Raw genomic sequence first — 24998 nt, forward strand, 5'->3', positions numbered from 1 at the left:
TACGGGCCTGCAATCGCAGACCCTTTTCGTAACGAGCCTCCGGAACACAAGTCCCGGAGCAGTTCATTTGTGCGGCGCCTTTGTCAGCCGTGCTCAGGGAATACCATGCGTCAGCTGTTTCGCTTTATGTATCAGCACGGCAGTCATCTCGCCTTTGGCGCGATACTGATGGCCATGTCGAGTTTTGGACAGACTTACTTCGTATCGCTTTACGGGCAGGACCTGCGTCAGGCATTCGGGCTCAGCGACGGCGGACTGGGCGGCCTTTATGCCGCGGGCACCGTGATGAGTGCCGTCACCCTGACATGGGCAGGCCGGATGATTGATTACACTACCACCCGTCGCTTCACCCTGGCCGTTACCCTGCTGCTGGTGACGGCGTGCCTGCTCGTCTCCGGTGCGCAGGCGGCATGGATGCTTTGTGCAGGCTTTTACCTGCTTCGCCTCGGCGGGCAGGGGCTGATGGTGCATACCGCCCTGACGGCGACTGCGCGCCAGTTTCCGCTTGATGCTGGCAAGGCACTGGGCGCCATCGCGCTGGGCCTGTCGCTCGCACAGGCGCTTTTTCCGTTAGCTGCCGTGCAGATTAACGCTCTGACGGGATGGCGCACTGCCTGGCTGATAAACGCTGCGGTCCTGGTGGCCGGCGTTGCGCTGGCTGTCAGCTGCCTTCCGCGCGCTGCCGAAAAGCCGCTGCGGACGTTCAGAAAGCGGGGCGCAGAGAAGGTTCGCGAAGCGTCAGTATGGAAGAACCGGAATCTGCTTTTTGCTCTGCCCGCAGTGCTGGCGTCACCTTTCATCACCACAGGCTTCTTTTTCCATCAGGCGCGTCTGGCAGAGGAGAAAGGATGGGCACTGTCGTGGGTTGCAGGATGGTTTATTGCCTACGCGATAACGCAGGCGGTTTCCCTGTTATCATTTGGTCCGCTGATAGACCGGCTGACGCCACGCCGTCTGTTGCCGTGGTTTCTGCTGCCGCAGGCCGCTGGCATGCTGGCGCTGTGGCTCAGTAACAGCGTGTGGGTCACGCCGTTTTACCTCATCATGACCGGCATATCGTCAGCCATTGCGTCCACACTGGCGACCGCGCTATGGGTACAGCTCTTTGGCCCTGCGCAGCTGGCAAAGGTGCGCTCGGCTGTTGAGGCGGGTACCGTGCTTGCCAGTGGTGCCTCTCCGGTCATCATGGGCGTTCTGATTGATAACCATATTGCCCTTCGGGTGCAGGCGCTGTTATGCCTCGTCTTTATACTCGCGGCCAGTCTGGTGGCAACCCGTGTCAGAGCTGGCGTACCGGAAAATGAAACTGATATTTCTGGCTGATCGGAACACGATACGTGAGGCAGGAAACACTGTCCGCTTTGTGCCAGAAGCGGACATTTTACTGGGATGCAGCACGGCCCTTTGCCAGAGTTGGTCCGTTGTTAACGTGATTTTTTCCGATACCAGCTGGTGCTTTTAAGACGACATATCGGCGATTGATTAGTGCAGAATGTTTTGTGCGCAATGATGCTGATTCTGATGGAGTTGATTGACTGCGTCATTTGCTGAATCGTTCTTTACGCATTGACAGAAAATTTTTCACTGTGCATATTGTTACGTTATAACATAACTTTGAGCATAATGATGAAACTGATTTCCCCTCTAATTATGTCTGCAATATTGCTATTCCCTCTGATCAGCCTGGGCGCCACTAACTACCCGCTCACAGTTGAAAACTGTGGGTTTAAAGAGACGTTCAGTCAGGTACCCTCACGTGTTGTGACCATTGGTCAGCATGAAACAGAACTGATGTTGGCGCTGGGACTGGAACAGAAAATAGCAGGCACATCCGTCTGGTTTGGCGCACTCCCCGATGATCTGAAACAGCAGGGTGAAAAACTGAAACGGCTGGCTGAGAATGCGCCTGGATTCGAAGCAGTAGCGGCTCAGCGCCCCGAGATTGTACTTGCCCAGTACAGCTGGCACGTTGGGCCGCAGGGCGAAGTCGCCACACGCCAGCAATTTGAACAGCTGGGTATCAAAACCTGGATATCGCCAGCTGACTGCACAGCAAAAACAGTCACCGCTACCTCGAACAGTGATGGCGCACGTTCTGAACCTTACTCTATTGATATTATTTTTGATGAAATTACCGCATTGGCGCGCATTTTTGATGTACCTGAACGTGGCGAAGCGCTGAAGCAGACGCTGTCTGAGCGCATCGCTGCCGTGCAGAATCAGAGTCGTGTAAAGCCATCAACACCGCTTAAAGTCGTGTACTGGTTTTCAAGCACTCGTCTGAAAGGCGACCCGTGGGTAGCCGGTAACAAAGGCGCACCAGGCTGGATCAGTAAAACCCTTGGTCTGTCTAACACCATCGATTCAGACGAAGAGTGGCCTGCGGTGACGTGGGAATACATTGTTAAGGCTCAGCCAGATGTTATCGTCATCGCGAGCATGGACAGGCGTCTTTACCCCGCAGATGACGTGATGACAAAAAAAAGATTTCTGGAAACTGACCCTGTCACGCGCGAAATGCCTGCGGTGAAACAAGGCCATATTGCAGTGGTTCCGGCTATGTCGCTCAATCCGTCATTACGTAATGTAGAAGCGGTGGAGCTGATTGGGCAACAGATCCATGCTTTCGATCACTCCAGATGACAAATCATCCTTTTTTTTACTGGCGAAACGGCCTGATAATTTTTACTGGCATACTGAGTCTGCCTGTAATGATGGTGCTGGCTGCTGCGACCGGCGATATACCAGTGAGTTTTGCCACTACTGCTCGTGCAATAACTAATGGCCTTGGTTTAACCCACTTCGATCTGCCCTCTGTCGAAGCCGGAATTATCTGGCAGTACCGTATGAGCCGGGCGCTGATGGCAGCCAGCAGTGGTGGTGGCCTGGCGTTATGTGGCCTGGTTTTGCAGTCGTTATTGCGTAATCCGCTTGCTGATCCTTATTTACTGGGCATCTCTGCCGGAGCCTCAACCGGTGCCGTCAGTGTCATGCTGCTTGGTATTGGCAGCGGCGCACTCACCACAGGAGCCGGGGCATTCACCGGGGCCTGTATTGCTTTTTCGCTGATCGTAGTGTTGTCGGGCGGCATGCGCGAGAACGCGTCACGCATCATCCTGGCCGGTATCGCCGGTACACAACTGTTTAATGCGCTGACATCCTACATTGTCAGTACGGCGGCAAACGCCGAACAATCGCGCGGCGTAATGTTCTGGTTGCTGGGTAGCCTGAGCGGTGTACGCTGGGCTGATGCACTGCTGTGCCTTGTCGTAGTGGCGACAGGCTTACTGATAGTGATCTGCTATGCCCGATCACTGGATACATTCAATGTGGGTACCGACGTCTCTGCAACGCTTGGCACACGGGTATTGCTGGTACGCATTATTTTGCTGCTGACTACCGCTTTGATTACCGCAGTTATCGTCAGCGCTATTGGCGCTGTAGGCTTTGTCGGGCTGGTCATCCCGCATATAACGCGCATGATGGCCGGGCACCGGCACCTTATCACGATACCAGTCGCCTTTCTTGCCGGATGTCATTTCATGATCCTTGCAGACCTGGTATCACGCACCATGATTAGCCATCAGGTCTTACCCATTGGCGTGGTTACGGCTCTGGTCGGCGCCCCTGTTTTTGCCCTGATTCTGTACCGAAACCGGGAGAAATGATGATGCATGTCGTGGTTGAGAAACTGAGCGTGACACTTCAGGCTCGTAGCATTTTATCTGATATCAGTTTTAGTGCGAAACGATCGCAAACAGTGGGGCTGCTTGGCCCGAACGGCTCCGGTAAGTCCACGCTGATTCGCGCTATGGCTGGCGTACAGGCCTGCGCTTACGCGGGCGTAAAAATTGGCGGTACGCTGACAAGTAATCTGAGCCGACGTCAGCTTTCCCGCAAGATTGCTTTTGTGCCGCAGCATGCGGAGTCTGAGGCGGAGATGAGCGTTATTGATATTGTGCGTCTCGGCCGTACACCGCATCGCAGCGCATTCGCGCCATGGCGTCAGGCTGATGAGGAGGCTGTGCAGCAATCGCTTTCGCTGATGAAGCTTAATGCCCTGGCGCACCGATCCTGGCATCGCCTGTCAGGCGGAGAACGTCAGCGTTGTCAGATAGCCCGTGCCCTCACACAACAGCCGGATATCCTGCTGCTGGACGAACCGATCAATCATCTGGATATACAGTTTCAGCTGGAACTAATGCGACTTATCTCCGCATTGCCCGTTACCGTGTTTGTGGCACTGCACGATCTCAATCTCGCGGCAAAATATTGTCAGCATTTGGTGGTATTGCATGAGGGACAGATCGTGGCCACGGGTGCTCCGGCTGCCGTGCTTACGCCGGCGCTCATTCGGTCGACCTGGCAGGTCGATGCCTCCATCAACCGAACCGAACAGGGAATCATGAACATTCAGTACGCCTGAGGCAAGAAGGCTGAAAAACCGTTATTAACGGGCTGATAGCGCCGTCGATATCCTGAGAGACCAGGCGGCGACTGGTCTGCAATTTCAGCCTGTTCTCATCTGATCCCTGTCTAAGGAGTAGTTATGTCCGTAAAGTCCCCCTGTACTGATATCTGTATCTTCAGTAAAACAAAAGGCTGGTGTGAGGGCTGTGGTCGTACGCTGCAGGAAGCGCGTGAATGGCGCAAGCTTTCTCCTTTCCATCGTAAAAAAATCGAACGGGAGTTGCCTTCGCGACTAGAAATCCTTTCCGCAAAGGCGGAAGAGTAGCGATCATTTTCCTTCGTTTAAAGAAATGTGGTCATTGCGCTATGGAATTGCTCAGCTCGCCAGTAAGCCTTTGATAAAAATACACAAAATTTCAGGCTCGGGACGCTTCGGTTAAGCCGTCATGCTGGTATTGACCCGCCTGAATGCCTGAATTTGAAAATGTTATTTCAGCTAAGCTTTCAACTGGCTTTTATATTGTTATTTCAGGAGAAAGCGGTGACACATGCAAAACCATGTCTCAAACCAGACTTGAAGCGTTCATTAAAGGCTGCAGTCCCTCTCGGTATCGGACTAATGGCGGCTGTTGATGAAATCATTTTTCATCAAATCCTTGCCTGGCATCACTTTTTTGACTGGGGCACGCCAGCGTTCAGCCTGTTTTCGGACGGTCTGCTGCATTCGGGCGAGCTGATCTTTTTTGTGCTCGGCTTTTTTATGTTTATCGATCTACGCAGCCGAAAACGACTTGATCTCACTGCGGCATGGGCGGGCTTCATTCTGGGTCTGGGCGCTTTTCAGCTGTTTGACGGCATTGTCGACCATAAGCTGCTCAGGCTGCATCAGATCCGCTATGTCGATAACCTGTGGCTGTACGACCTTGTCTGGAACGCTTTTGGTCTGCTGTTCATTGCGGCAGGCATTTTCCTCTATCGCCACGCGCGGGCGGCCGCGCGTCTTGAGACGGGAAGGTAGCCAGTGGATTCGATGATACATCATTCAGGAGGACACCCTTCAGCCGCATTGTGGCTGCTGCTGGGCATCCTGCCTTTCATCCTGCTCTGCTTTTATCTGCTGGCTGCGGTGCGGCTGCGCCGTACCACCCGATGGAGCCTCTGGCGCCTGGCCAGCTTTACGGCCGGTACCCTTGTGCTCGCGGCCTCCGTGTTACCGCACCTGGCTGACTGGGCGCATCACGATTTACGGGGTCACATGCTGCAGCATCTCTGTCTGGGGATGTTTGGACCGCTTGGCCTGGTATTCGGCGCACCAGGCTCGCTTTTGCTGCGCAGCGTCTCCGCGCAACGGGCGCGCGGCATCATGACTATTCTGCGTATCCGGCCGGTGCGATTGTTAATCCATCCGGTTACCGCTGCCTTTTTAGATATTGGCGGTATGTATCTGCTTTATCTCACCCCCTTTTACGCCCTGAGTATGGCGAATCCCCTGCTGTTTGTTCTTCTTCATCTGCATTTTGTCCTCTCTGGCTACCTGTTTACCTGGTCGGTCGCCGGGCCTGATCCTGCGCCCCATCGCCCGCCGAGATCGGTACGACTTTTGGTCATCTTCCTGGCCACAGCCGCTCATGCCATTCTCGGTAAACTGATGTACGGCTACGGCTACCCGCACGGCACCGCAGCCAGCCTTGCGGAGATACAAGCGGCCGCGCAGTGGATGTATTACGGCGGCGATATCGCCGAATTCTGCATTATTATCGGTTTTTTCGCGGCGTGGTTCCGGCAGCGCAGCACGCTGCCGGATGCGTTGGTGGATAAAAGTCCTCAGACCAGATAGCCACAGCCTGCGTAACGGCGTTTCAGTCCGTTATTTTCAGTCGCCGGGAGCCATGTGGCCCTGCCCGGCGGGCGTTTTTTCGCCGTTGGCGATCCAGCCTGTCCTTACAGCCAGATGCTGTTCAGGGACATCGGTTCTGATTCATGAGGTTCAGTTAAAACGGCAAGCGCACGGGGAAACAGGAATTCTGAGCGGTTCGGGTCAGGAGCAGACATCGACAGGCCCTCAGCCCGCTCCCACAGACACACTCAACACATCAGATAGCGGCGTTCAAAATCGCTGGCTAACTCTGCCAGGGTCACGCTTTCGAGTCGTTTCAACAGCAACGCCTGCGCCGCGTCGAACGCTTCGGTTAATGCGGCGTTCACCGCCTGCTCGACCAGGCACTCCGGATGATCGGTCGACAAGCCGATCGCGAACAGTGAAGAGGAGCCCAGCGCCTTATGAATATCCAGCAAGGTGATACCCGCCAGCGGTTTCGCTAACGTCCAGCCACCCCGATGGCCTTTTTCCGAACGCACATAGCCCTTTTCTTTCAGCAGTGCCATGGTGCGCCGCACTACAACTGGGTTGGTATTGAGCATCTCCGCGATGGTATCCGACGTGGCGGGCCGGTCATGCCGGGACATGTGGATCAATACATGCAGCATACGGGAGAGACGGGTGTCATTTCTCATGTCGATCGCTTCCTGAAGAACTGGCGACGAGCATAACTTGAAACAGCATAAGTTACGAGAGTATTGACACTCCATTATCAAGTAACTTATGTTGTTTCGAAAAATACCTGGCCGTTACCGATTTCAGGAGAGCAAGATGGTTTATGACACGATTATCGTCGGCGGCAGCTACGCCGGAGTTTCCGCAGGCCTGCAGCTCGCACGGGCGCGCCGGCAGGTTTTGATCATCGATGCAGGGCAACGCCGCAATCGCTTTGCTGAGAGTTCTCACGGCTTTCTGGGGCAGGACGGAGAGCATCCCGGCACGATAGCCAGCAAGGCGCGCGAGCAGCTGATGGCCTATCCCACGGTCGAATGGGTGACGGACACCGCCATCCATGCAAAAGCGGAGCCAGAGGGCTATGCCATCGCTGTCGGATCCGGGCTGTCGTTTGCGGCGCGCCGCCTGATCCTGGCGACGGGGGTAAAGGACGAGCTGCCGGCGTTCCCTGGACTGACCGCGCTGTGGGGAAAGAAGATTTTTCACTGTCCCTATTGCCACGGCTATGAACTGAACGGCGGAATGATCGGCGTACTGGCGTCATCGCCGCTGGCTATCCATCAGGCGCTGATACTGCCGGATTGGGGGCCAACCACACTGTTCCTCAATGAGGCCTACACACCGGATACCGCGCAGCTCGCCCAGTTAGCCCGACGTGGCGTAACGGTAGAAGCCGAGCCGGTTTTATCCATCGGGGAAGATCAGGCTGATATCACCCTCGCCAGCGGGCGAATCATCAGGCTTGCCGGGCTGTTTATTCAGCCCCGGACACGCCTGAGTTCTCCTTTAGCCGTTCAGCTCGGATGTGAGATGGAAGCAGGGCCGACCGGAGAGTTTATTAAGGTGGATGTTATGCGCGAAACGAACGTTTCCGGCGTATTTGCCTGCGGGGATGCGGCGGTTGCCGCAGGCAACGTGGCCATTGCCGTCGGCGACGGCGCACGCACAGGCGCCGCCGCTCATCAGTCTCTGATATTTCGCTAAAAGCGAGGGCGGTTATTTCTTGAGCGGGAAAGGAGGAGAAATCACAATTTTTTCCTTTCCAGCCGGGTGACTCCACGTCAGGGAATATTCAACGTTGATAACGACTTTGCAGGTTAGCGGAGTGAGGCTCAACGATCAGGCAACGGCAGAGAGCCGGAGGCGCCATCAGGATACTGATTCTAATGTCCGCTCTGTGCCAAAAGCGGACTTTGTTCACTTCAGCCGCCCGCCGGGCGGCTCTCCGTCTTATCTCATTTCTCAGAGCAAAAGCTCCAGTCCGCTGCTGTCGCGAGCGTCACAAACGGGCCTGCCAGAGTGGCATTGTGATGGCTGATGATTTCATTAGCTGACAGATAGCTGTTATCCATTGTCGTGTGCGCATCTGAAATAAGCACAGTCCTGAATCCCAGCTCCGGCGCTGCACGGCAGGTTGTGTCCACACAGAATTCTGTTTTCATCCCGGCGACGACGAGTTGCTTTATTCCCCGCCTGCCGAGCTGAAGCTGCAGGCTCGTATCCCGGAAACAGCTGGGATACTTTTTGATAAAAACCACATCGTGCTCATCATTCACACTCATTTCGGGTATCAGTTGTGTTAAGGGACTTTGCTCAGAGAAGGGGGAATTGTCAGGCCCGGTGTGGCGGGCAAAAAAGACAGGCACATGTGCCTGCCTGGCTTTTTCTAAAAGCAGGCAGATGTTTGACAAAATCGTGTCTGCGAAATGCGGTGAGGCCGGGCCATGAAAAAGCCCCTGCTGCATATCGATAACTAAAAGTGCATTTTCGGATGAAATCATGATGCATCTCCATTCAGTAAGTCATGAACGGAGAGATTTTCTTCCCCGTCCGGTTTGGCGGGGAGTCAGAATCTGTTTTATCAGGAGCCAGTCACAGATGCGTACACGCCGCCGAAGGTTTCGGTGGTGGTAACGGTTGTAGCTGACTGAACAGACTTGATCATTTTCCGGTGTTCTCTTTTGAGTTGAGAATCAGTAAATACTACAAATCTTAAAAACGGCTCTTCATCTTTTAGCACCGGGAGTTAAAAATTTCAATGGATATGTTTCCTGATTGATGCCGTTCACTGTTGGTATTTTCCAACAATAATTTAGCTTCCGCTTTTCGCTCTTTGCGGACATTAGCTTGCCGTTAGTGCGCTTTGTGCCAGATGCGGACTTTGATACGCGATCTTAAAGCTGCAAGGAGCATGCCGAGCTTAGGTTAAGCAAATTTTATGGCAGCCTTGCAAGGACTTCGCAAAACATACCGCCTCTTCCCGACCTATGTAAGGTCCGTAATTCTCTATGCGTATGTATCCGCTTTTCTCATAAAAATTTACAGCCTTACGATTAATATGGCGCGTTTCAAGCCAGAGTTCGTTATATCCCATGCTCTTCGCGGTTGCTTCCAGGAAAGTAAGCAAGGCGTTACCAATACCGGGATAGCTACGGTCCGAAAACATCCTTTTAAGTTCAGCTATATTTTCAGTCAATGGTCGGATAGCTCCGCATCCTATCGCTTTTCCCCTGCTGTCCCTTGCCAGTGCCCACAAAGCTCTGTCCTCATTTATTGAGTCTATTGTGAAGTTGCTTTTGCCACTATCGCCGGTAACAGAGGCAAGTTCTGCTGACAGTTTTTCTATTAAGTGACGAGATTCTGGAGAAAGTGGATCTGATTTCTCTACTGTTATCATTCCTGTATCCTTTTCAATAATATTCGTAAGCCCAGAAGAAGACGATGTCAAAGGAGTATCCTTCAAATAATGATGCTGAGTAGATAGCTTGCAGCATAATCGCCTGAACAGATATGCCTTTCCGTCCGCTTTTCGCTCATAGTGGGCATTAAGCACCTACAGTCCGCACTGTGCCAGAAGCGGACATTGGCAGTTCTCCTGCGATGCCCCGTTAATGGTAATTTCAAACCGTGAGTTAAGATAATGTTTAATTGCAGCGTACTGCCTTTACCTGTCAGTCAGTACAAGTGGTCTAAAGTCAGGTATTGTTGTAAGGAATTTCAGAACTTACCTGCTTAATATTTCTAACTTTAAACCCATATTGTTGCTAAAGTCTGACAACGCTGGAAATCAGTCATGTGAATCGCCATAACAATCAGCCAGGATGGCTCATTGAAAAATAAAATCTTCTTCCTGCTGTCTGTCTTTTCCTCCTATGCCACTGCAGCACAGTTTCCTGATGAAGCCGTGGTTCCTGCCGGCAAATATTATGTCGGTACCGTTTTTGGCCACCATGACTATGCAGCTCATGCAAACATCACACTTAATGCCTTCAGGATCATGCGTACTGAAGTTACTTTCCGGCTTTATTCTGATGTATACGAATGGGCTCTTAAGCATGGTTATGCATTCGGCGTCGGATGTAACGGAGCCGCTTACGAAGACTGCCTGCCAGCGGGTACCGACAACGGTGCACATCCGGTTACCAGTATTGAATGGTCAGATGCGGTGGTTTTTGCTAATGCCCTGAGTGAAAAGGCGGGGCTGAAACCGGTTTACGTTAATAAGAAGGGCGTCCCGGCGCGCAACAGCTCTTTTTACGAATTTATAAAGGATGCCCGTGCTGATGGTTACCGCTTACCCACTACTGAAGAATGGCAGGTTGCCGCTCGTGGAGGTAAGGCCGGGCTGGAAAATATTTCTTATGGTTTCAGATTCGCTGGCAGCGACAATGCAAAAACTGTCGCCTGGTTTCCTGATTTTAACGAACCTCATTTCGGTACTGCCCGTGTGAAAAGCCTGCGACCTAATGCGCTCGGCCTGTATGACATGAGCGGTAACGTTTCGGAATGGGTTGATGCTTTCAACACTTTTTCCGGCGTGAAAATGTATTATTTTTGCGGCGGCAGCTTCCTGTTGCATACGGGCAGCCTGGCTGGCTGCGACACGCACAGCGCTGGCTATGCCCTGCCGGACACCGGCTTCAGACTGGTGCGGAAATTTTGAACGTGAAAGTTCCTTTTATAATGTTGATAGCCATTCTGATAAGCCTTCCGGCTTCTGCGCATGCAGACAGCCGCATTTACCTGAAAAAGGGGCTGAACAGCATTGATTTGAATGAGGACGGCATACCTGACACCGTCTTTTCCGCCACTTATGACAATAATACGTCCCATCCCAGTGACACCCTCAACATCTTTATCAGGCAGGGGAAAAACTGGCTTATCGTACCGGTCCCGGATGGCGATGGCTTTACCTGGACAGATTTAAAACTGTCAGCATCGACCGTTAAGATAACCGGCACAGAACTTCACCGCTATAAAGGACATGTTTACCTTATCAGGGCAATCAAATATGCCGGCAGCGCCGGTGGCGGAGACCTTACTGATAAAACGCGAGTCAGGTTTTCACGGTTCTGGCTCGAAGAGAATAACGACGATCCCGGGACGTCTGTTTTTTACTGGGGCCAGGCAGGGACTTATCTCAGTGAACAAACTTTTGATGAAGTGGATGAAGCTTTTCAGATTCTGGATATGGAGAAATTTCGTTGAAGCTTATCACAGGGATTTTGTTTTTTTTCCTGCCACTGAGCTGCTATGCAGAGCGGAAAAGCCAGTACCTCGAGCTCATACAGCAGTCACTTAATCAGCAATCTCTTTGCCTGGGTGAAAAGCAGTGGCCGGTTTCAATCAGAACAGGTACCGACCGGTGGATTAATGCAAAAATGGAGGCGCTTGTTGATGCCGGCCTGATTACTTCTCATGTGAAAGCAGGAAGAAAAATCTGGGAGTTGACCCCATACGGCCAGTCTTCGTTCATAAAGCATCATGATTTCTGCTACGGTACTCTACGCGTCAAAACCTTAAAGGCTATCTCAACAGATAAGACAGGCGCTACTTATGTGACCTTCACCTATTATATCCATGCCCTGCCCGCCTGGGCGAAGAATCACTCGGTGCGTGTTGCCAATACCGACCTCGATAATCTGGTCATGGGGATTAACTCAGTGCGCTATCAGGCCCTCTTTGATACGAACAAACAGGGAAAGCCCCATCTTATAAGTGAACCTGAACAGCTTGATTTACTGTATTAAAAGATGTTGTCTGATAGATCCGTTGTAATACTTAAAGGTTTACTTCCCCCATTTTTCCAAATAATAATGAAACTAACATGCCGCCAGAGAATATTCAGAGTCAGTTCAGAATTTTTCTGACCGCTTCTCCTGCAGAGATATTTTCTGGGCAGATGTCCGCTCATCGCGGACATCTGCCAGACGCTCGTCTGCTTTGTGCCAGAAGCGGATGTTAATCTTTGAGGCATAACAAAGTGTGCCTTAGTGCTCATATGCTAATAAGGAGCACGCAGTCCCATAAGCAGTACGTCCTCATATTTTCCTTTTCTTAGTGCGGACTCTTTTTTGAGGCCTTCCTCTTCGAAACCAAACTTTTTGTATAATGCAATCGCAGCTTCGTTATCTGAAAAGACTTCCAGCTCAATTTTTCTGGCAGCAAGCCAGTCGAATGAATATTTGACGCAAAAGGCTATTAACGCAGAGCCAATGCCTCTGCCAGAGAGGGTTTGATCTGTAAAAATGCCAAAAATTGTTTTATGCCTTAATCTCGGGTGTTGAGGGTTTTCTATAGTTAAGATTCCAGCAACAGAGCCATCCAGTAAGGCGGCAAAATGATAAATTCCGTCTTTTCCATTGCGAGCGAGATGGTCATTCCAGTGCTTCAGGGATGGTAATGGCATACCGAGAGTGTTTTCCTGTATCCTATCCTGAGAAGCTATTTTCTGAAAATGCTCCGCATCCTCCGCTTCAACGCTTCGTATTTTTATTGTCATTAAAATCCCCATGTTTGTAGTTTAGTCAATCAGGATAAATATACTTTAATAATGATATTTTCAACGGCTTATAATTCTGAAACGCCTAGCCGAGAACGCCTGCGGTGAGGCAGTCAGAACTTTTCTACGACGCTTTCTGCAGGTCTAACTTCCGCTCCTCGCTCAAATGAGACAACCATAATCACATCTCCTAACTCAATGGAGATTGAACATGACAGTATCCCCCTGGAACAAAAGCCGCCTTATTGGCCAGAAACGACCTCTTCAGATCCCTCATATCTGGGGGATTCGTATCCGTCTTGAACTGGAAGGAAAAGTCCGCGATTTGGCTCTGTTTAACATGGCTCTGGACAGTAAACTTCGGGGCTGCGATCTGGTTAAGTTGAAAGTTTCTGATGTCGCCTATGGACACACTGTGTCGGGCAGAGCGACTGTGCTGCAGCAAAAAACGGGCAGCCCTGTTCAGTTTAAACTGACGAAGGGAACCAGAGAGACTGTATCCGCATGGATCAAAATGGCTCATTTACGTAGTAGCGACTATCTTTTTCAGTCCCGCATTGGTTCCTCAAGACACATTTCAACCAGACAATATAACCGTATTTTTCATGGATGGATTGAGAAGCTGGGTCTCGATGAAACGCTCTACAGTACGCATTCCATGCGCAGAACCAAGCCATATCTGATCTATAAAAAAACGAAAAATCTTCTTGTTATTCAGTTACTTTTGGGTCATAAAAAACTCGAAAGCACAGTACGTTACCTGGGCATCGGAGTAGATGATGCCTTAGAAATATCAGAGTCGATTGAAGTCAATTTGTCAGGGCTGCAACAGCAGCCCTGTGCCAAAACCGGATGCTTCAGGTTTAAACATGGGCAGGTAAGCGTCTTTACTTATTAATCCGGTATACATACCCGGATACGGTGCCCGTCAGGATCAAGCGCAACGAACGTCCTGCCAAAAACAGCCTGTTTGGGTCGCTGTTCTATCTGCACACCGCTGTCTGACCACTGCTGATAAAGCGCATCAACCGTCTGAATGTCTTTAACCATAAAACTCAACTCAGTCCGGTTACCCTTACCGCAGGATACAAAGTCACTAGCCGTTGTTGACCATAGCCCAAGATTCAGGCCGTTATTGAAGGAAAAAGCCGCTCACGTCGGAAGCATCACGTCTGGTTCTGTATTGAATAGATTTTGATAAAATCTGCTGCTGACAATCGGGTCATCAACATAAAGAATGATCAGGTTAAGTATCATGAGTCTCTCGCGTCAAAAAGAATGAGACTTCACTATTGCATGGAGCATTGACAGAACATGTCAGCATCGGGACCGAAGCGTGCAGAGCGCCTACTCAATCTTCTGCAGATTTTGTATCAGCATCGCTATCCGGTAAGCGGACACTGGCTTGCTCGAGAGCTTTCCATCAGCCTTCGCACGCTTTACCGTGATGTTCACGCACTGCGTGCTCAGGGGGCAGACATTCAAGGTGAAGCCGGCACGGGATTTCTGCTTTCCCGGAGCCATCATTTGCCGCCTGTGATGTTTACCCCTGAGCAGCTTGACGCGCTGGCGCTCGGTTTGCGATGGGTAGCTGTATATGGTGATGCGGGTATAGCAAAAGCAGCTTCTGAGGTGACGGGTAAGATCCGGCAAGGTCTGCCTCCACAGCTAAAGACGCTGTTTGATGACTCGACGCTATTAGTCGGAAAGACTCAGGTTGCTTATCACAATCCTGAAAATCTGAACTCTCTTCGAAGCGCCATCAGGCGGAGACAGAAAATCCGGACAGGTTATACAGACAGGTCAGGTAATGTGAGTGAAAGAACGATATGGCCTTTCGCTTTAGGTTATTTCTCAGGAGATATTGTGCTTGCGGCATGGTGTGAAAAACGTAATGCCTTCCGCCATTTCGACGTAACGCGATTCACATCTCTTCAACTTATGCGGGAAGGATACCCTCATTCCCGACATCGCTTACTCCGCATGTGGCGCAGTGCAAGCCTGGATAAAATAACCCCTGGGCATAGCTAAACTGAATGCCAGTGTTCCAGAATATTCAAGCTTGTCAATATCTATTAATTTGTCCGCTTTTTGCTCTTTGCGGACGTTAAGGTACGCAGCGGGCTGAGTTCTCCCGGAGTTGATCAGGACGGGGCTCAGAACAGTAAGCGCATTTGCTTAGGACATATCTCAATTGCCCGTTATTTGTTCAGGAACACCTATAATTTAAGTTATCTTAAATTATACATCTGTCAGGTATCGCTATGGCCAGTTATACAGTCCGGATTGAGCTAAAGGAGCAGACCGAAAAAGCGCACATTGAGCTGATGTTTGCCATGCTTGAGAACGGTTTTTCACGAAGCGTCGTCTGCAGGCGGGGGTTCACGTATGCCCTGCCGACGGACGAGTTCGTCTACGTGGGTTCTGAAAAGATTACGGATTTAATGAGCCGGGTATGCACCCTGCTGAGCAGCTTCAGTGAGGCGCCCGTCGTGCTGATAACCGGTGCCGGAGAGCGGTGCTGGTCAGGCCTGCGCGTGATTAACCTTGAATAGCCCAGCCCTGTTCAGCAGCTCCGGCCATCGCGCTGCAGAATGATGCCTGACCCGGTAACCGCCTGCATGTGCGTCATACCAGTACGCGGTGACACGATGTGGACTTTATTGACCCTGCTCCATCAACTCTAGCGTCTGTCCATCGGGGCTTTGTAAATAGATTACTCTGGTTCCCTGCATGGGGCCTGATAAGATTGTCTGCGGTTTACCTGGTGTCTTCCAGCCATACTCAGATGCTTTACTCAAGAGCGTATCAATATCCTCAACTATAAATGCAAGGTGAGCATAGCCAGGTATATAAGGTACTGAAGGTTCTTCTGGCTGTTTGATGTTATCGTATTGCAGTAATTCAATTTTGATGCCAGCCAGTTCAAGCAACGCCATTCGCACATCAGCGCCCCTTGCGCCTGTCACTTCATCAATGATAGGCCCAGACATTTTCCCTTCGCGTAATAACTCTCCGCCAAGAATATCAGTCCAGAAAAATAATGACTCTTCAATGCTTCTGACTGAAAATCCGACGTGATCTGCTTTTTTTATCATACAATTACCTGCTGTGCACGACTGCATCGTAAACCAATATCAATTATAGAAAACCTGAATGTTCGCTGTGAGCAAACATATCTGAATGGCTTAATTGAACATACTACTGTCCGGACCCGGGTACTGCTGTTGCAGTCAGAAAAGATTCTATTCCTGTATGCTTAGACACCCTGGACGACGTGCTCCGGAGAACAGAAAAACCGTTGAGCTGATTTCTATATCAGAACTACGCGGTCACGGCCCGGCGTTGGGTAGAGCAGCTCTCACCGGTCCGGCCGTAAAAATGACGATGCAGGTTATCTCTGTGGTTGCGGATTCTGAGCGTGCATATGCAGGTATGGCGCGTGCTAAGGCATCAGGAAGGTGATTCTGACGTAGAGAGCATATGTGTTCCTTCACATTCAGAAGGGGCAGAAAGCATACATGTCCCCAGACAAGCAGCACAACGACTGATAGTGTAATTTTCGATCAAAACGAACCGTAGCGGTTGTATCTGTTTGTTGTGTGCCGGAAACGAAACGACTCATTTCCAATGTCTGAATAGGCCAGATATGCCCTTTCCATATTTACTTACTGAAGCCTGTAGCTACTTGCGTTCCAGTAACCACTACCCTGATAACGATATTCTTTGAAACCCAACGACCTCAGTTCCCTTGCAATTAGCCGATTCATTACTCCATGTCCCATAAGCAGCACGGGGCCGTCAGATCTTTTTGCAAACGCTGCAAGGATACCCGCAGCCTGAATAGCACGTTTCTTTGCTATTCCCACGCGCTCTACGTCACGGGATATGCCGCATAACCACATGACGCGGAAAAAAACAGCCCATACGGTCGGGGATAGCCTGAAACCGGGCATAGGAAATACCGGCAGATCTGCTTCCCTGAAAACCTCATCAATGACATCCGGTTCAAGGTCTAATGCTTTCAGGGAAGAAAGTGCTCTGGGAAGAGGGCTACTCAGGATTTGCGATGCGCTGAACGCCAATGATTTACTGGACTCAGGCGGTATATCTTCTCCTGTATCAGAACGATCATAATCTGCAATCCAGTTGGACATTTCACGGCTCGTTACTTTCGCAGAGCCTGTAAAAGCGGGCTTTCCATGACGCATTAAAATAATTTCCATACAACGCTTCTTGCTTGTGGTCCTTCCAGGCGGTCAGACTAACGCGATAAACATATGACGCACCACTACTTTGTCCAGAATTGACACTGATCGATGAGATGATATGTCAGGTGAGAATCACTGTATGAAAAAGTAAATACCTTAATACACACGTCACACCGTCATGATGTCCGCTTAGCGCCACAACCGGACGGTTTACGTCGCTTCCCGGTTTGCCGCAAGGCGAAACCGGGGCCTGCCCGCTGCCTTCGTGACCCTGTTCACACTCTGCTCAAATAAAAAGCATGGCCGCTACCAGACTGAAGATAAAAACACCGCCGACGGTCGGTTAAGTTAATTTATTGTTAATAAAATACGTAATAAATGTTAATGAAAGATAAGATCTTAGCCCCGTAAAATAGTAACCTGGCTCAAAACGCATTTTTATAACTTATTTTTTACATAAAAAACCATATAATTTAACAATTGTGGGCATTGCTCACATTTCGCTCAAGGGCGAGCGAAAAGCGATATCCCCTTACGTTAATCTCAGAACGTGGATGTGAAAGCTGTCGCCTGTCCCCTTTATCAGAACCTCATAAGAAAGGTACCGAAATGAAATTTAACCTCGCATTAGTCAGTGCATGTGTGGTTTCAGCATGCATGTTATTTACAACACCTTCATTTGCCGCCAAACCTTACGATATCGCCGTCGTTGCCAAAGTTACGGGCATTCCCTGGTTTACCCGTATGGAGGTCGGCGTAAAAGAAGCCGCGCAGAAACTGGATGTCAACGCATACCAGGTCGGTGCGTCTACCCCGGATCCGGCCCAGCAGGTCAAGGTTATTGAAGATTTGATCGCTAAAAAAGTTAACGCAATCATTGTGGTACCCAATGACGCTAAAGTGCTGGAACCGGTGCTGAAAAAAGCCCGCGATCAGGGCATCGTGGTATTAACGCATGAATCGCCCGATCAGCAAATTGGCCAGTGGGATGTCGAAACCATCGACAGCCAGAAATATGCTCAGGCCAACATGGATGAGCTGGCAAAAGATATGGGTGGCAAAGGGGGTTACGCCATTTATGTCGGCTCTCTGACCGTGCCATTGCACAATGCGTGGGCGGATGCTGCGATTAAGTATCAGAAAGAGAAGTATCCGGACATGCATGAAGTGACTTCACGTCTGCCGGTGGCCGAAAATATTGATAAGTCATACTCCACCACGCTGGATTTAATGAAAACCTACCCTGACCTGAAGGGGATTATCGGTTTCGGCTCGCTCGGCCCTATCGGTGCCGGTCAGGCTGTTCAGCAGAAACGTGCAAAAAACAAAATTGCAGTTGTCGGTATCGCTATGCCAAGCCAGGCGGCTCCTTACCTGATGCGCGGTGATATTAAGAAAGTTCTGCTGTGGGATCCGAAAGATGCCGGTTACGCCCTGGTGACAGTTGCCGATCAGCTGCTTCAGGGTAAAGAAGTGACTAAAGAGCTGAGTATTGAAAAATTGGGCAAAGCCGATGTAGATATGGATAAAAAAGTGATCCGCTTTAATAAAATTCTTGAAGTCACACCAGAGAATGCGAAATCACTTGGCTTCTGATGGGTCATTTTAATTATTTTATTTTCCGGAGATATATTATCTCCCGCGCCACACCAGGCAAATAGAAACAGATACGGCGTTTTATGCTGTGCTGTATCTGAATTTCTACTGAGAGATTGAAAACCTATATCCTAAATAACCCGGATTGGGTGTGCATGAATTCCTGCGATCACATCCGTCAGTGATCCGCAGGAGTAAGTGCAGCCAAAGCCCCAGCCCGAATATAACCGGTATGCTTAAGGATCTGTGATGGATACGCTCAACACGCCCCCAGCCCCTGCTGAAACCTTTATCAGCCTTGAGAAAATCAGTAAAAAGTTTCCCGGCGTATTAGCACTGGATAATGTCAGCCTGACGCTCAATAAAGGCGAAGTGCATTGTCTGGCCGGTCAGAATGGCTGTGGCAAAAGCACCATAATTAAAGTTATTTCCGGCGTCTATCAGCCGGAAAAAGGCGCGGCGATTACGCTGGACGGAAAACTATTTCATACCCTGACGCCGCAGCTCTCTTCCTGGTACGGTATTCAGGTTATTTATCAGGATCTGTCTCTCTTCCCAAATCTGTCGGTAGCCGAAAATATTGCCATTAATCGTTATCTTCCGGGCGGTGATTTTTGGGTACATCGTGAGTCAATGCGCAAAAAGGCTGTGGCGGCGATGCAACGGGTCGGCGTTTCTCTGGATCCGGATCGTAAAGTAGAAAAGCTTTCAATCGCCGACCGTCAGTTAGTGGCAATATGCCGCGCAATCGCCGCTGATGCCACGCTGGTGATCATGGATGAACCCACGGCATCACTGACCCGCACTGAGGTCAATGGCCTGCTGCGGGTAGTAAGTGAGCTGAAAGCCGCCGGTATCTGCGTGGTGTTTGTCAGCCACCGTCTGGATGAAGTAATGGAAGTGGCCGACCGTATCAGCGTGATGCGCGACGGCAAACTGGTCGGCACCTGGCCGGCGAGCGAACTCGACAGCAACGAGCTGGCGTTCCTGATGACCGGGCAGCGCTTTACCTACAGCCACCTGCCGCACCGGGCACCCGCCGGGGTGACGCCGCTGCTGGAGGTCCGCCATCTGAGCCGCAAAAGCCAGTATCATGATATTTCGCTGTCGCTGCGCCAGGGCGAGATCACATCGATTATTGGCCTGCTCGGTTCCGGGCGTACGGAACTCTGCCTCAGCCTGTTTGGCATGAGTCAACCGGACAGCGGCGAGATCCGTATCAACGGTAATGCAGTGAAATTCCACTCTAACCGTGACGCTATCCGGCACGGTATTGCCTATGTGTCAGAAGACCGTCTGACGCAGGGGCTAATCATGGAGCAATCCATTTACGACAACACGCTGGTATCCATTTTTGACAAACTGCACACCCGCGCAGGATTGATGGATCACCACAAAGCCGCCCAGGTGGTGAAAGAGCTGATTCGTGACCTGAACATTAAAGTTTCGGACAGCAGCTTGCCCGTGAAAACGCTTTCCGGCGGTAATGCACAGCGTATCGCCATCGCCAAATGGGTAGCGACGCGGCCACATATTCTGATCCTCGATTCGCCGACTGTCGGCGTGGATATTGCCAACAAAGAGGGAATTTACCGCATCGCACGCGATCTGGCAGAGTCCGGCATGGCGGTGCTGATGATTTGCGATGAGATCCCGGAAGCGTATTACAACAGCCATCGCGTGCTGGTGATGCGCAAAGGTGAACTGGTAGCGGAATTTGCGCCGCATCAGAGCAGCGAAGCGCAGATTGCGGAGGTGATCAATGGGTAATAAATCGCTCTCGAAACTGTTTTCACAGCACGAATTCTGGCTGGGATTGCTGGTTCTGCTGTTGGTGATTGGTCTGAGCGTCCGCACCAGCGAGTTTATGACGCTGGGTAACCTGACGGACGTCGCCACCAGCTACGCCATTCTCGGCATCCTGGCCTGCGGTCTGTTTGTGGTGCTGATCGCCGGAGGTATCGACATCTCCTTCCCGGCCGTAACCTCCATCGGCCAATATGTGATGGCGAGTTACATCATCCATCACGGTGGCAGCTTCCCACTGGCATTTGCTATGTCGATGGGTACCGGTTTGCTACTTGGGCTGGTCAACGGTTTTCTGGTTTACTGGCTGCGCGTGCCGGCCATCATTATCACCATCGCCACGCTGAACCTGTTCTACGGTTTGCTGGTGTATCTCACTAACGGCACCTGGCTGTACGGTTTCCCCGACTGGTTTATGAACGGCATTAACTGGTTCTCCTTTACCGCCGCCGACGGTTACGACTATGGCCTCACCCTGCCGCTTCTCAGCCTGCTGGGGGTGATCATCGCTACCGGTGTACTGATGAACCGGACCCGCGTGGGTCGTCAGATTTACGCTATGGGCAGCAATCGTGATGCTGCTTCGCGTCTTGGTCTGAATATTTTGCGGCTGCATTTCTACGTCTACGGCTTTATGGGTTTGCTGGCGGGCATTGCTGCCGTGGTGCAGGCGCAGATCACTCAGTCGGTCGCGCCCAACTCCCTGCTCGGTTATGAGCTGACGGTCCTGGCCGCTGTAGTTTTAGGCGGGACCAGCATGACCGGCGGGCGTGGCTCGCTGACCGGCACCATTCTGGGCGTAATGCTGCTGGCCTTCCTGCAGAATGGTTTGACCTTACTCAGCATTTCATCTTACTGGCATCAGGTATTCAGCGGCGTGATCATTCTGGTCAGCATCAGCAGCACCGCGTGGAATGAAAAACGCAAACTGGCAAAGGGAATGTGACATGACAACCTTAAACCGGCTCTTCCCCGGCGACCGCATCATCCGTCTGCAGTTGCTGATTATCGTCGCCGTTGCCGTGCTGTTCTCGTTCACGCTGGGCGGCAGCTTCTACAGCGTCGGCAATTTCCAGTCGATCGCTTCACAGTTACCGATTCTGGGCATGCTGGCGCTGGGGATGGGGATCACCATGCTTACCGGCGGTATCAACCTTTCGATCATCGCCGGTGCCAATGCCTGCTCGCTGGTGATGGCGGCCATTCTGGTGGCGCACCCTGACCAGCCGCAATATTTCGCGCTGGCGCTGCTCGCCGGACTGGCCGTAGCGGTAGCCATTGGCGTGCTCAATGGTGTGCTGATCGCGTATATCGGCGTTTCGCCGATTCTGGCGACGCTCGGTACCATGACGCTGATCGCCGGGCTGAATATTCTGCTGACCAACGGCGCAGTGCTTTCCGGTTTTCCGGCGGCCATCCAGTATCTCAGTAATGGCAGCCTGATGGGTATTCCGGTTGCCCTGCTGTTATTCCTGCTGGTAGCGCTGCTGCTGTGGGTGCTGCTGGAACATACCACGCTGGGTCGCAGCCTGTATCTGATGGGCTCCAACGAACAGGCTACGCGCTTTAGCGGTGTTAACACGCACAAAGTCACCATCGCAGTGTACGTGCTTTCTGCGCTGCTCGGATGGGGTGCAGCACTGCTGATGATGTCCAAATTTAACTCGGCGAAAGCGGGCTACGGCGACGCCTATTTACTGGTGACCATTCTGGCCTCTGTGCTCGGCGGAATTAATCCCGACGGCGGTTTTGGCCGGGTTATCGGGCTGGTACTGGCGCTCATCGTCCTGCAAATGCTGGAGAGCGGCCTGAATCTGATGGGCGTCAGCAGTTACCTGACTATGGCGCTGTGGGGTTGCGTCCTGATCCTGTTTATCGCACTGCAAAACAGAAAATCATAAGCGAAAGCTTTCTCAGAAAGGAAAGAACATGGCGAGTTATTTTATTGGCGTAGACGTAGGAACCGGCAGCGCCCGCGCGGGTGTTTTCGATATGACTGGCCGTATGCTCGGTCAGGCCAGCCGTGAAATCACGTTATACCGCCCGAAAGCTGATTTTGTTGAGCAGTCTTCCGACGAGATCTGGCAGTCCGTCTGTAACGCGGTGAGAGACGTAATCAGCCAGGCCGATATCAATCCGATTCAGGTGAAAGGCATCGGTTTTGACGCGACCTGTTCGCTGGTGGTGCTGGATAAAGAGGGCAAACCCCTGACTGTCAGTCCGTCCGGACGCAGTGAGCAAAACATCATAGTGTGGATGGATCATCGCGCCATCACTCAGGCAGAACGCATCAATGCCACCGGCCATCGCGTGCTGGAGTTCGTTGGTGGAATTATCTCGCCGGAGATGCAGACGCCCAAACTGCTCTGGCTGAAACAGCACATGCCGACCACCTGGAACAACGTCGGGCATCTGTTCGACCTGCCAGATTTTCTTACCTGGCGCGCCACGCAGGACCCTACGCGCTCGTTATGTTCCACCGTCTGCAAATGGACCTATATCGGTCATGAAGACCGCTGGGATCCAGGTTATTTTCGTCAGATCGGTCTGGAAGATTTGCTGGAAAACAACGCATCAAAAATCGGCAGCGAAGTAAAAGCTATGGGTGAGCCGCTGGGGCATGGGCTGACACAGCGCGCTGCCGCAGAAATGGGACTGATAGCGGGTACCGCGGTCAGCGTCTCGATTATTGATGCTCACGCAGGCAGTCTTGGCATTCTTGGCGCCAGCGGTGCATCCGGCGAATCAGCGGATTTTGACAACCGCATCGCACTCATTGGCGGCACATCTACGGCGCATATGGCGATGTCGCGTAGCGCGCGCTATATCGGCGGCATCTGGGGGCCCTATTATTCGGCGATCCTGCCAGATTACTGGTTGAATGAAGGCGGACAATCCACTACCGGCGCGCTGATTGACCATGTGATTCAGTCGCACCCCTGCTATCAGGATCTGCTTAAACAGGGCAAAGACAGCGGTAAAAACATTTATGAGGTCCTCAACGGCATTCTGCGCAACATGGCGGGCGAATCTGAGAATATTGCGTTTCTGACTAAAGATATTCATATGCTGCCCTATTTTCACGGCAATCGCTCACCGCGCGCCAACCCGACACTGACTGGCACGCTGACGGGCCTGAAATTGTCACGCACGCCGGAAGACATGGCGCTGCATTATCTCGCCACCATACAGGCGCTGGCGCTCGGCACTCGCCACATTATTGAAACCATGAACCAGAATGGTTACTGCATTGATACGATGATGGCGTGTGGCGGCGGCATCAAAAACCCAATCTTTGTGCAGGAGCACTCCAACGCAACGGGCTGCGCGATGCTGTTGCCGGAAGAGAGTGAAGCGATGCTGCTTGGCAGCGCTATGATGGGCACCGTCGCGGCGGGCGCTTATGACTCGTTGCCAGAAGCGATGGCCGCCATGAGCCGTATCGGTAAGACCATCACGCCACAGACAAACAAAATCAAAGAGTATTACGATCGTAAGTACCGCGTCTTCCATGAGATGTATCACGACAGTATGAAATACCGGCATCTGATGCAGGGGGAATCGCAATGACTGCGGATGAAGAATTTGCCCTGGCGTGTCAGGGCTGGCAGACCTACAGCCAGGAGTTACTGGCGCTGCAGCGTCATCTCAATGCCGCGACCTGGCAGCAGCTGCTGATGCTGGTCACCGGCTGCCAGGGAAAAATTGCCGTGACGGGCGTTGGTACCTCGGGCATTGCCGCCCGAAAAATCGCCCACATGCTGGCATGCGTCGAGCAGCCGGCGGTGTATCTCAGCGCTACCGATGCGGCCCATGGCGATCTGGGCTTCATGCGCAGCAACGACCTGATGATCCTGATATCACGGGGCGGCAACTCTGAAGAGCTGACGCGCCTGTTGCCGACGCTTAAAACCAAAGGCGTGACGATTATTAGCGTGACTGAGAATCCGGACTCAGCCATTGCCCGCGCCGCCACGCTGGTGGTGAAAACGCATATTCAGCGTGAAATCGACCCGCTTAATATGTTAGCCACTACCTCTATTGTGCTGGTGCTGGCGGTGTTTGATGCGCTGTGCGGCAACATTATGCTGCGTAACGGCTTCGATCAGAAGCGGCTGCTGAACGTTCATCCGGGCGGCAACGTCGGTAAAACGCTGCGCGAACAGGATTAAACAGGAGAGCCCGATGCTGACAGTATGGGGAAGGAAAACATCATCGAATGTGCAGGCGCTGATGTGGTGCATAGGCGAAATGGGTCTGCCGTATAAACGTCACGATGCAGGGCATAAGTATGGCGGCACAGACTCTGAGGCGTTTTACGCCCTTAATCCCAATCGTACTGTACCGGTATTGCAGGATGACGCGAATCCCCCTCTGTGGGAAACAGGCGCGATATTGCGTTATCTCGCTCATCGCTATGGGAGTGAAAGCTTCTGGCCTGCTGAGCTGTTAGCTAAAACCGACGTTGATCGATGGGCTGAGTGGTCAAAGCTTAATATTGCGCAGGCATTCACTGCGCCCGTCTTCTGGCGGGTGGTGCGCACGCCTGAAGACAAACGGGACGCTGAGGCTATTCAGTCAGCCGTAGCGTAAAACCGGAATAGACCACCCGCCTCTGGCTCATAACGGACCTTGCCAC

The 24998-nt window shown here is 51.8% G+C and carries 26 protein-coding genes and 2 pseudogenes; 21 read left to right on the forward strand and 7 right to left on the reverse strand.

What is annotated here, in order from left to right; translation table 11 throughout:
* Nucleotides 1-105: 105 nt before the first annotated feature.
* From B3041_RS02230 to B3041_RS02260, 7 genes are all read left to right on the forward strand, one after another.
* Nucleotides 106-1323 carry an MFS transporter gene (locus tag B3041_RS02230; protein ID WP_292968853.1) on the forward strand — a complete coding sequence of 406 codons (1218 nt, stop codon included), beginning with the start codon at nucleotides 106-108 and terminating at the stop codon, nucleotides 1321-1323.
* A 303-nt stretch (nucleotides 1324-1626) separates the two neighbouring features.
* Entirely contained in the window at nucleotides 1627-2643 is a 1017-nt protein-coding gene (locus tag B3041_RS02235; RefSeq protein ID WP_065647537.1) for an ABC transporter substrate-binding protein, read from the forward strand.
* A complete protein-coding gene (locus B3041_RS02240; protein WP_292968855.1) occupies nucleotides 2640-3668 on the forward strand; it encodes a FecCD family ABC transporter permease in 1029 nt (342 codons plus the stop codon). The genes B3041_RS02235 and B3041_RS02240 overlap by 4 nt, the downstream gene beginning before the upstream one ends.
* Complete coding sequence (locus tag B3041_RS02245) at nucleotides 3665-4426, forward strand: ABC transporter ATP-binding protein (protein ID WP_292968856.1); 762 nt, start codon at nucleotides 3665-3667, stop codon at nucleotides 4424-4426. The genes B3041_RS02240 and B3041_RS02245 overlap by 4 nt, the downstream gene beginning before the upstream one ends.
* A gap of 123 nt (nucleotides 4427-4549) precedes the next feature.
* Nucleotides 4550-4735, forward strand: a complete 186-nt coding sequence (locus B3041_RS02250; RefSeq protein ID WP_292968857.1) for a DUF1289 domain-containing protein — start codon at nucleotides 4550-4552, stop codon at nucleotides 4733-4735.
* 216 nt (nucleotides 4736-4951) lie between these two features.
* Nucleotides 4952-5428: a DUF2243 domain-containing protein gene (locus B3041_RS02255; protein ID WP_292968859.1), complete on the forward strand. Its 477-nt coding sequence runs from the start codon at nucleotides 4952-4954 to the stop codon at nucleotides 5426-5428.
* Between the two features lie 12 nt (nucleotides 5429-5440).
* Nucleotides 5441-6247, forward strand: coding sequence for a cytochrome c oxidase assembly protein (locus tag B3041_RS02260; RefSeq protein ID WP_292969254.1), 807 nt, complete (start codon nucleotides 5441-5443; stop codon nucleotides 6245-6247).
* Between the two features lie 248 nt (nucleotides 6248-6495).
* Here the strand turns inward: B3041_RS02260 and B3041_RS02265 are convergent, their stop codons facing one another.
* Entirely contained in the window at nucleotides 6496-6924 is a 429-nt protein-coding gene (locus B3041_RS02265; RefSeq protein ID WP_065647533.1) for an Rrf2 family transcriptional regulator, read from the reverse strand.
* Nucleotides 6925-7060: 136 nt separating this feature from the next.
* Here B3041_RS02265 and B3041_RS02270 point away from each other — a divergent pair, with 136 nt between their 5' ends.
* Nucleotides 7061-7948: an NAD(P)/FAD-dependent oxidoreductase gene (locus B3041_RS02270; RefSeq protein ID WP_065647532.1), complete on the forward strand. Its 888-nt coding sequence runs from the start codon at nucleotides 7061-7063 to the stop codon at nucleotides 7946-7948.
* Nucleotides 7949-8199: 251 nt separating this feature from the next.
* Here B3041_RS02270 and B3041_RS02275 read toward each other — a convergent pair whose 3' ends face one another.
* Both B3041_RS02275 and B3041_RS02280 read right to left on the reverse strand, forming a co-directional pair.
* A complete protein-coding gene (locus tag B3041_RS02275) occupies nucleotides 8200-8745 on the reverse strand; it encodes a cysteine hydrolase family protein (RefSeq protein WP_292968860.1) in 546 nt (181 codons plus the stop codon).
* Nucleotides 8746-9164: 419 nt separating this feature from the next.
* Nucleotides 9165-9641 (reverse strand): GNAT family N-acetyltransferase, encoded by a 477-nt coding sequence (locus B3041_RS02280; protein WP_292969257.1) that lies wholly within the window; start codon nucleotides 9639-9641, stop codon nucleotides 9165-9167.
* 432 nt (nucleotides 9642-10073) lie between these two features.
* On the opposite strand from B3041_RS02280, the gene B3041_RS02285 reads away from it, so the two are divergent.
* From B3041_RS02285 to B3041_RS02295, 3 genes are read left to right on the forward strand one after another with little or no spacing between them, the layout of a single operon-like run.
* On the forward strand, nucleotides 10074-10907 hold the full coding sequence (locus tag B3041_RS02285; protein WP_292968861.1) for an SUMF1/EgtB/PvdO family nonheme iron enzyme: 834 nt from the start codon (nucleotides 10074-10076) through the stop codon (nucleotides 10905-10907).
* 2 nt (nucleotides 10908-10909) lie between these two features.
* Nucleotides 10910-11452 carry a carbapenem self-resistance protein CarG family protein gene (locus B3041_RS02290; RefSeq protein WP_292968862.1) on the forward strand — a complete coding sequence of 181 codons (543 nt, stop codon included), beginning with the start codon at nucleotides 10910-10912 and terminating at the stop codon, nucleotides 11450-11452.
* Nucleotides 11449-11994, forward strand: coding sequence for a CpmK protein (locus B3041_RS02295; RefSeq protein ID WP_292968863.1), 546 nt, complete (start codon nucleotides 11449-11451; stop codon nucleotides 11992-11994). The genes B3041_RS02290 and B3041_RS02295 overlap by 4 nt, the downstream gene beginning before the upstream one ends.
* A 254-nt stretch (nucleotides 11995-12248) precedes the next feature.
* On the opposite strand, the gene B3041_RS02300 is transcribed toward B3041_RS02295, so the two are convergent.
* The gene (locus B3041_RS02300) at nucleotides 12249-12746 is read right to left on the reverse strand and encodes a GNAT family N-acetyltransferase (RefSeq protein ID WP_065647625.1); all 498 of its coding nucleotides are present in this window, start codon (nucleotides 12744-12746) and stop codon (nucleotides 12249-12251) included.
* A gap of 211 nt (nucleotides 12747-12957) precedes the next feature.
* Between B3041_RS02300 and B3041_RS02305 the strand changes: the two are divergent.
* Nucleotides 12958-13557, forward strand: a pseudogene (locus B3041_RS02305) (tyrosine-type recombinase/integrase); the annotation flags it as partial.
* An 83-nt stretch (nucleotides 13558-13640) separates the two neighbouring features.
* Here the strand turns inward: B3041_RS02305 and B3041_RS02310 are convergent.
* Complete coding sequence (locus B3041_RS02310) at nucleotides 13641-13805, reverse strand: VOC family protein (RefSeq protein WP_292968865.1); 165 nt, start codon at nucleotides 13803-13805, stop codon at nucleotides 13641-13643.
* Nucleotides 13806-14060: 255 nt separating this feature from the next.
* Here B3041_RS02310 and B3041_RS02315 point away from each other — a divergent pair, with 255 nt between their 5' ends.
* Together B3041_RS02315 and B3041_RS02320 are read left to right on the forward strand one after the other, a co-directional pair.
* Nucleotides 14061-14777, forward strand: a complete 717-nt coding sequence (locus B3041_RS02315) for a helix-turn-helix transcriptional regulator (RefSeq protein ID WP_292968866.1) — start codon at nucleotides 14061-14063, stop codon at nucleotides 14775-14777.
* A gap of 233 nt (nucleotides 14778-15010) precedes the next feature.
* Nucleotides 15011-15301 (forward strand): hypothetical protein, encoded by a 291-nt coding sequence (locus B3041_RS02320; protein ID WP_292968845.1) that lies wholly within the window; start codon nucleotides 15011-15013, stop codon nucleotides 15299-15301.
* A gap of 105 nt (nucleotides 15302-15406) precedes the next feature.
* Here the strand turns inward: B3041_RS02320 and B3041_RS02325 are convergent, their stop codons facing one another.
* Both B3041_RS02325 and B3041_RS02330 read right to left on the reverse strand, forming a co-directional pair.
* Nucleotides 15407-15844, reverse strand: coding sequence for a VOC family protein (locus tag B3041_RS02325; protein WP_292968868.1), 438 nt, complete (start codon nucleotides 15842-15844; stop codon nucleotides 15407-15409).
* A gap of 570 nt (nucleotides 15845-16414) precedes the next feature.
* Nucleotides 16415-16972: a histidine phosphatase family protein gene (locus B3041_RS02330; RefSeq protein ID WP_240484873.1), complete on the reverse strand. Its 558-nt coding sequence runs from the start codon at nucleotides 16970-16972 to the stop codon at nucleotides 16415-16417.
* A 594-nt stretch (nucleotides 16973-17566) separates the two neighbouring features.
* Between B3041_RS02330 and B3041_RS02335 the strand changes: the two genes are divergently transcribed.
* The 7 genes and pseudogenes from B3041_RS02335 to B3041_RS02365 form a co-directional block, all read left to right on the forward strand.
* Nucleotides 17567-18553, forward strand: coding sequence for an autoinducer 2 ABC transporter substrate-binding protein (locus B3041_RS02335; protein WP_292968870.1), 987 nt, complete (start codon nucleotides 17567-17569; stop codon nucleotides 18551-18553).
* Between the two features lie 249 nt (nucleotides 18554-18802).
* The gene (locus B3041_RS02340; protein ID WP_292968871.1) at nucleotides 18803-20323 is read left to right on the forward strand and encodes a sugar ABC transporter ATP-binding protein; all 1521 of its coding nucleotides are present in this window, start codon (nucleotides 18803-18805) and stop codon (nucleotides 20321-20323) included.
* Nucleotides 20316-21305, forward strand: a complete 990-nt coding sequence (locus B3041_RS02345; protein ID WP_065647616.1) for an ABC transporter permease — start codon at nucleotides 20316-20318, stop codon at nucleotides 21303-21305. Before B3041_RS02340 ends, B3041_RS02345 begins: the two co-directional genes overlap by 8 nt.
* 1 nt (nucleotide 21306) lies before the next feature.
* Nucleotides 21307-22260, forward strand: a complete 954-nt coding sequence (locus B3041_RS02350; RefSeq protein WP_292968873.1) for an ABC transporter permease — start codon at nucleotides 21307-21309, stop codon at nucleotides 22258-22260.
* Nucleotides 22261-22288: 28 nt separating this feature from the next.
* Complete coding sequence (locus B3041_RS02355) at nucleotides 22289-23929, forward strand: FGGY-family carbohydrate kinase (protein ID WP_065647614.1); 1641 nt, start codon at nucleotides 22289-22291, stop codon at nucleotides 23927-23929.
* Complete coding sequence (locus B3041_RS02360) at nucleotides 23926-24531, forward strand: KpsF/GutQ family sugar-phosphate isomerase (RefSeq protein ID WP_292968876.1); 606 nt, start codon at nucleotides 23926-23928, stop codon at nucleotides 24529-24531. The genes B3041_RS02355 and B3041_RS02360 overlap by 4 nt, the downstream gene beginning before the upstream one ends.
* Before the next feature lie 13 nt (nucleotides 24532-24544).
* Nucleotides 24545-24946: pseudogene (locus tag B3041_RS02365) on the forward strand (glutathione S-transferase); the annotation flags it as partial.
* Nucleotides 24947-24998: the final 52 nt, after the last annotated feature.

Source organism: Pantoea sp. UBA4549 (genome assembly GCF_002387285.1).
GTDB classification, from domain to species: domain Bacteria; phylum Pseudomonadota; class Gammaproteobacteria; order Enterobacterales; family Enterobacteriaceae; genus Pantoea; species Pantoea borealis.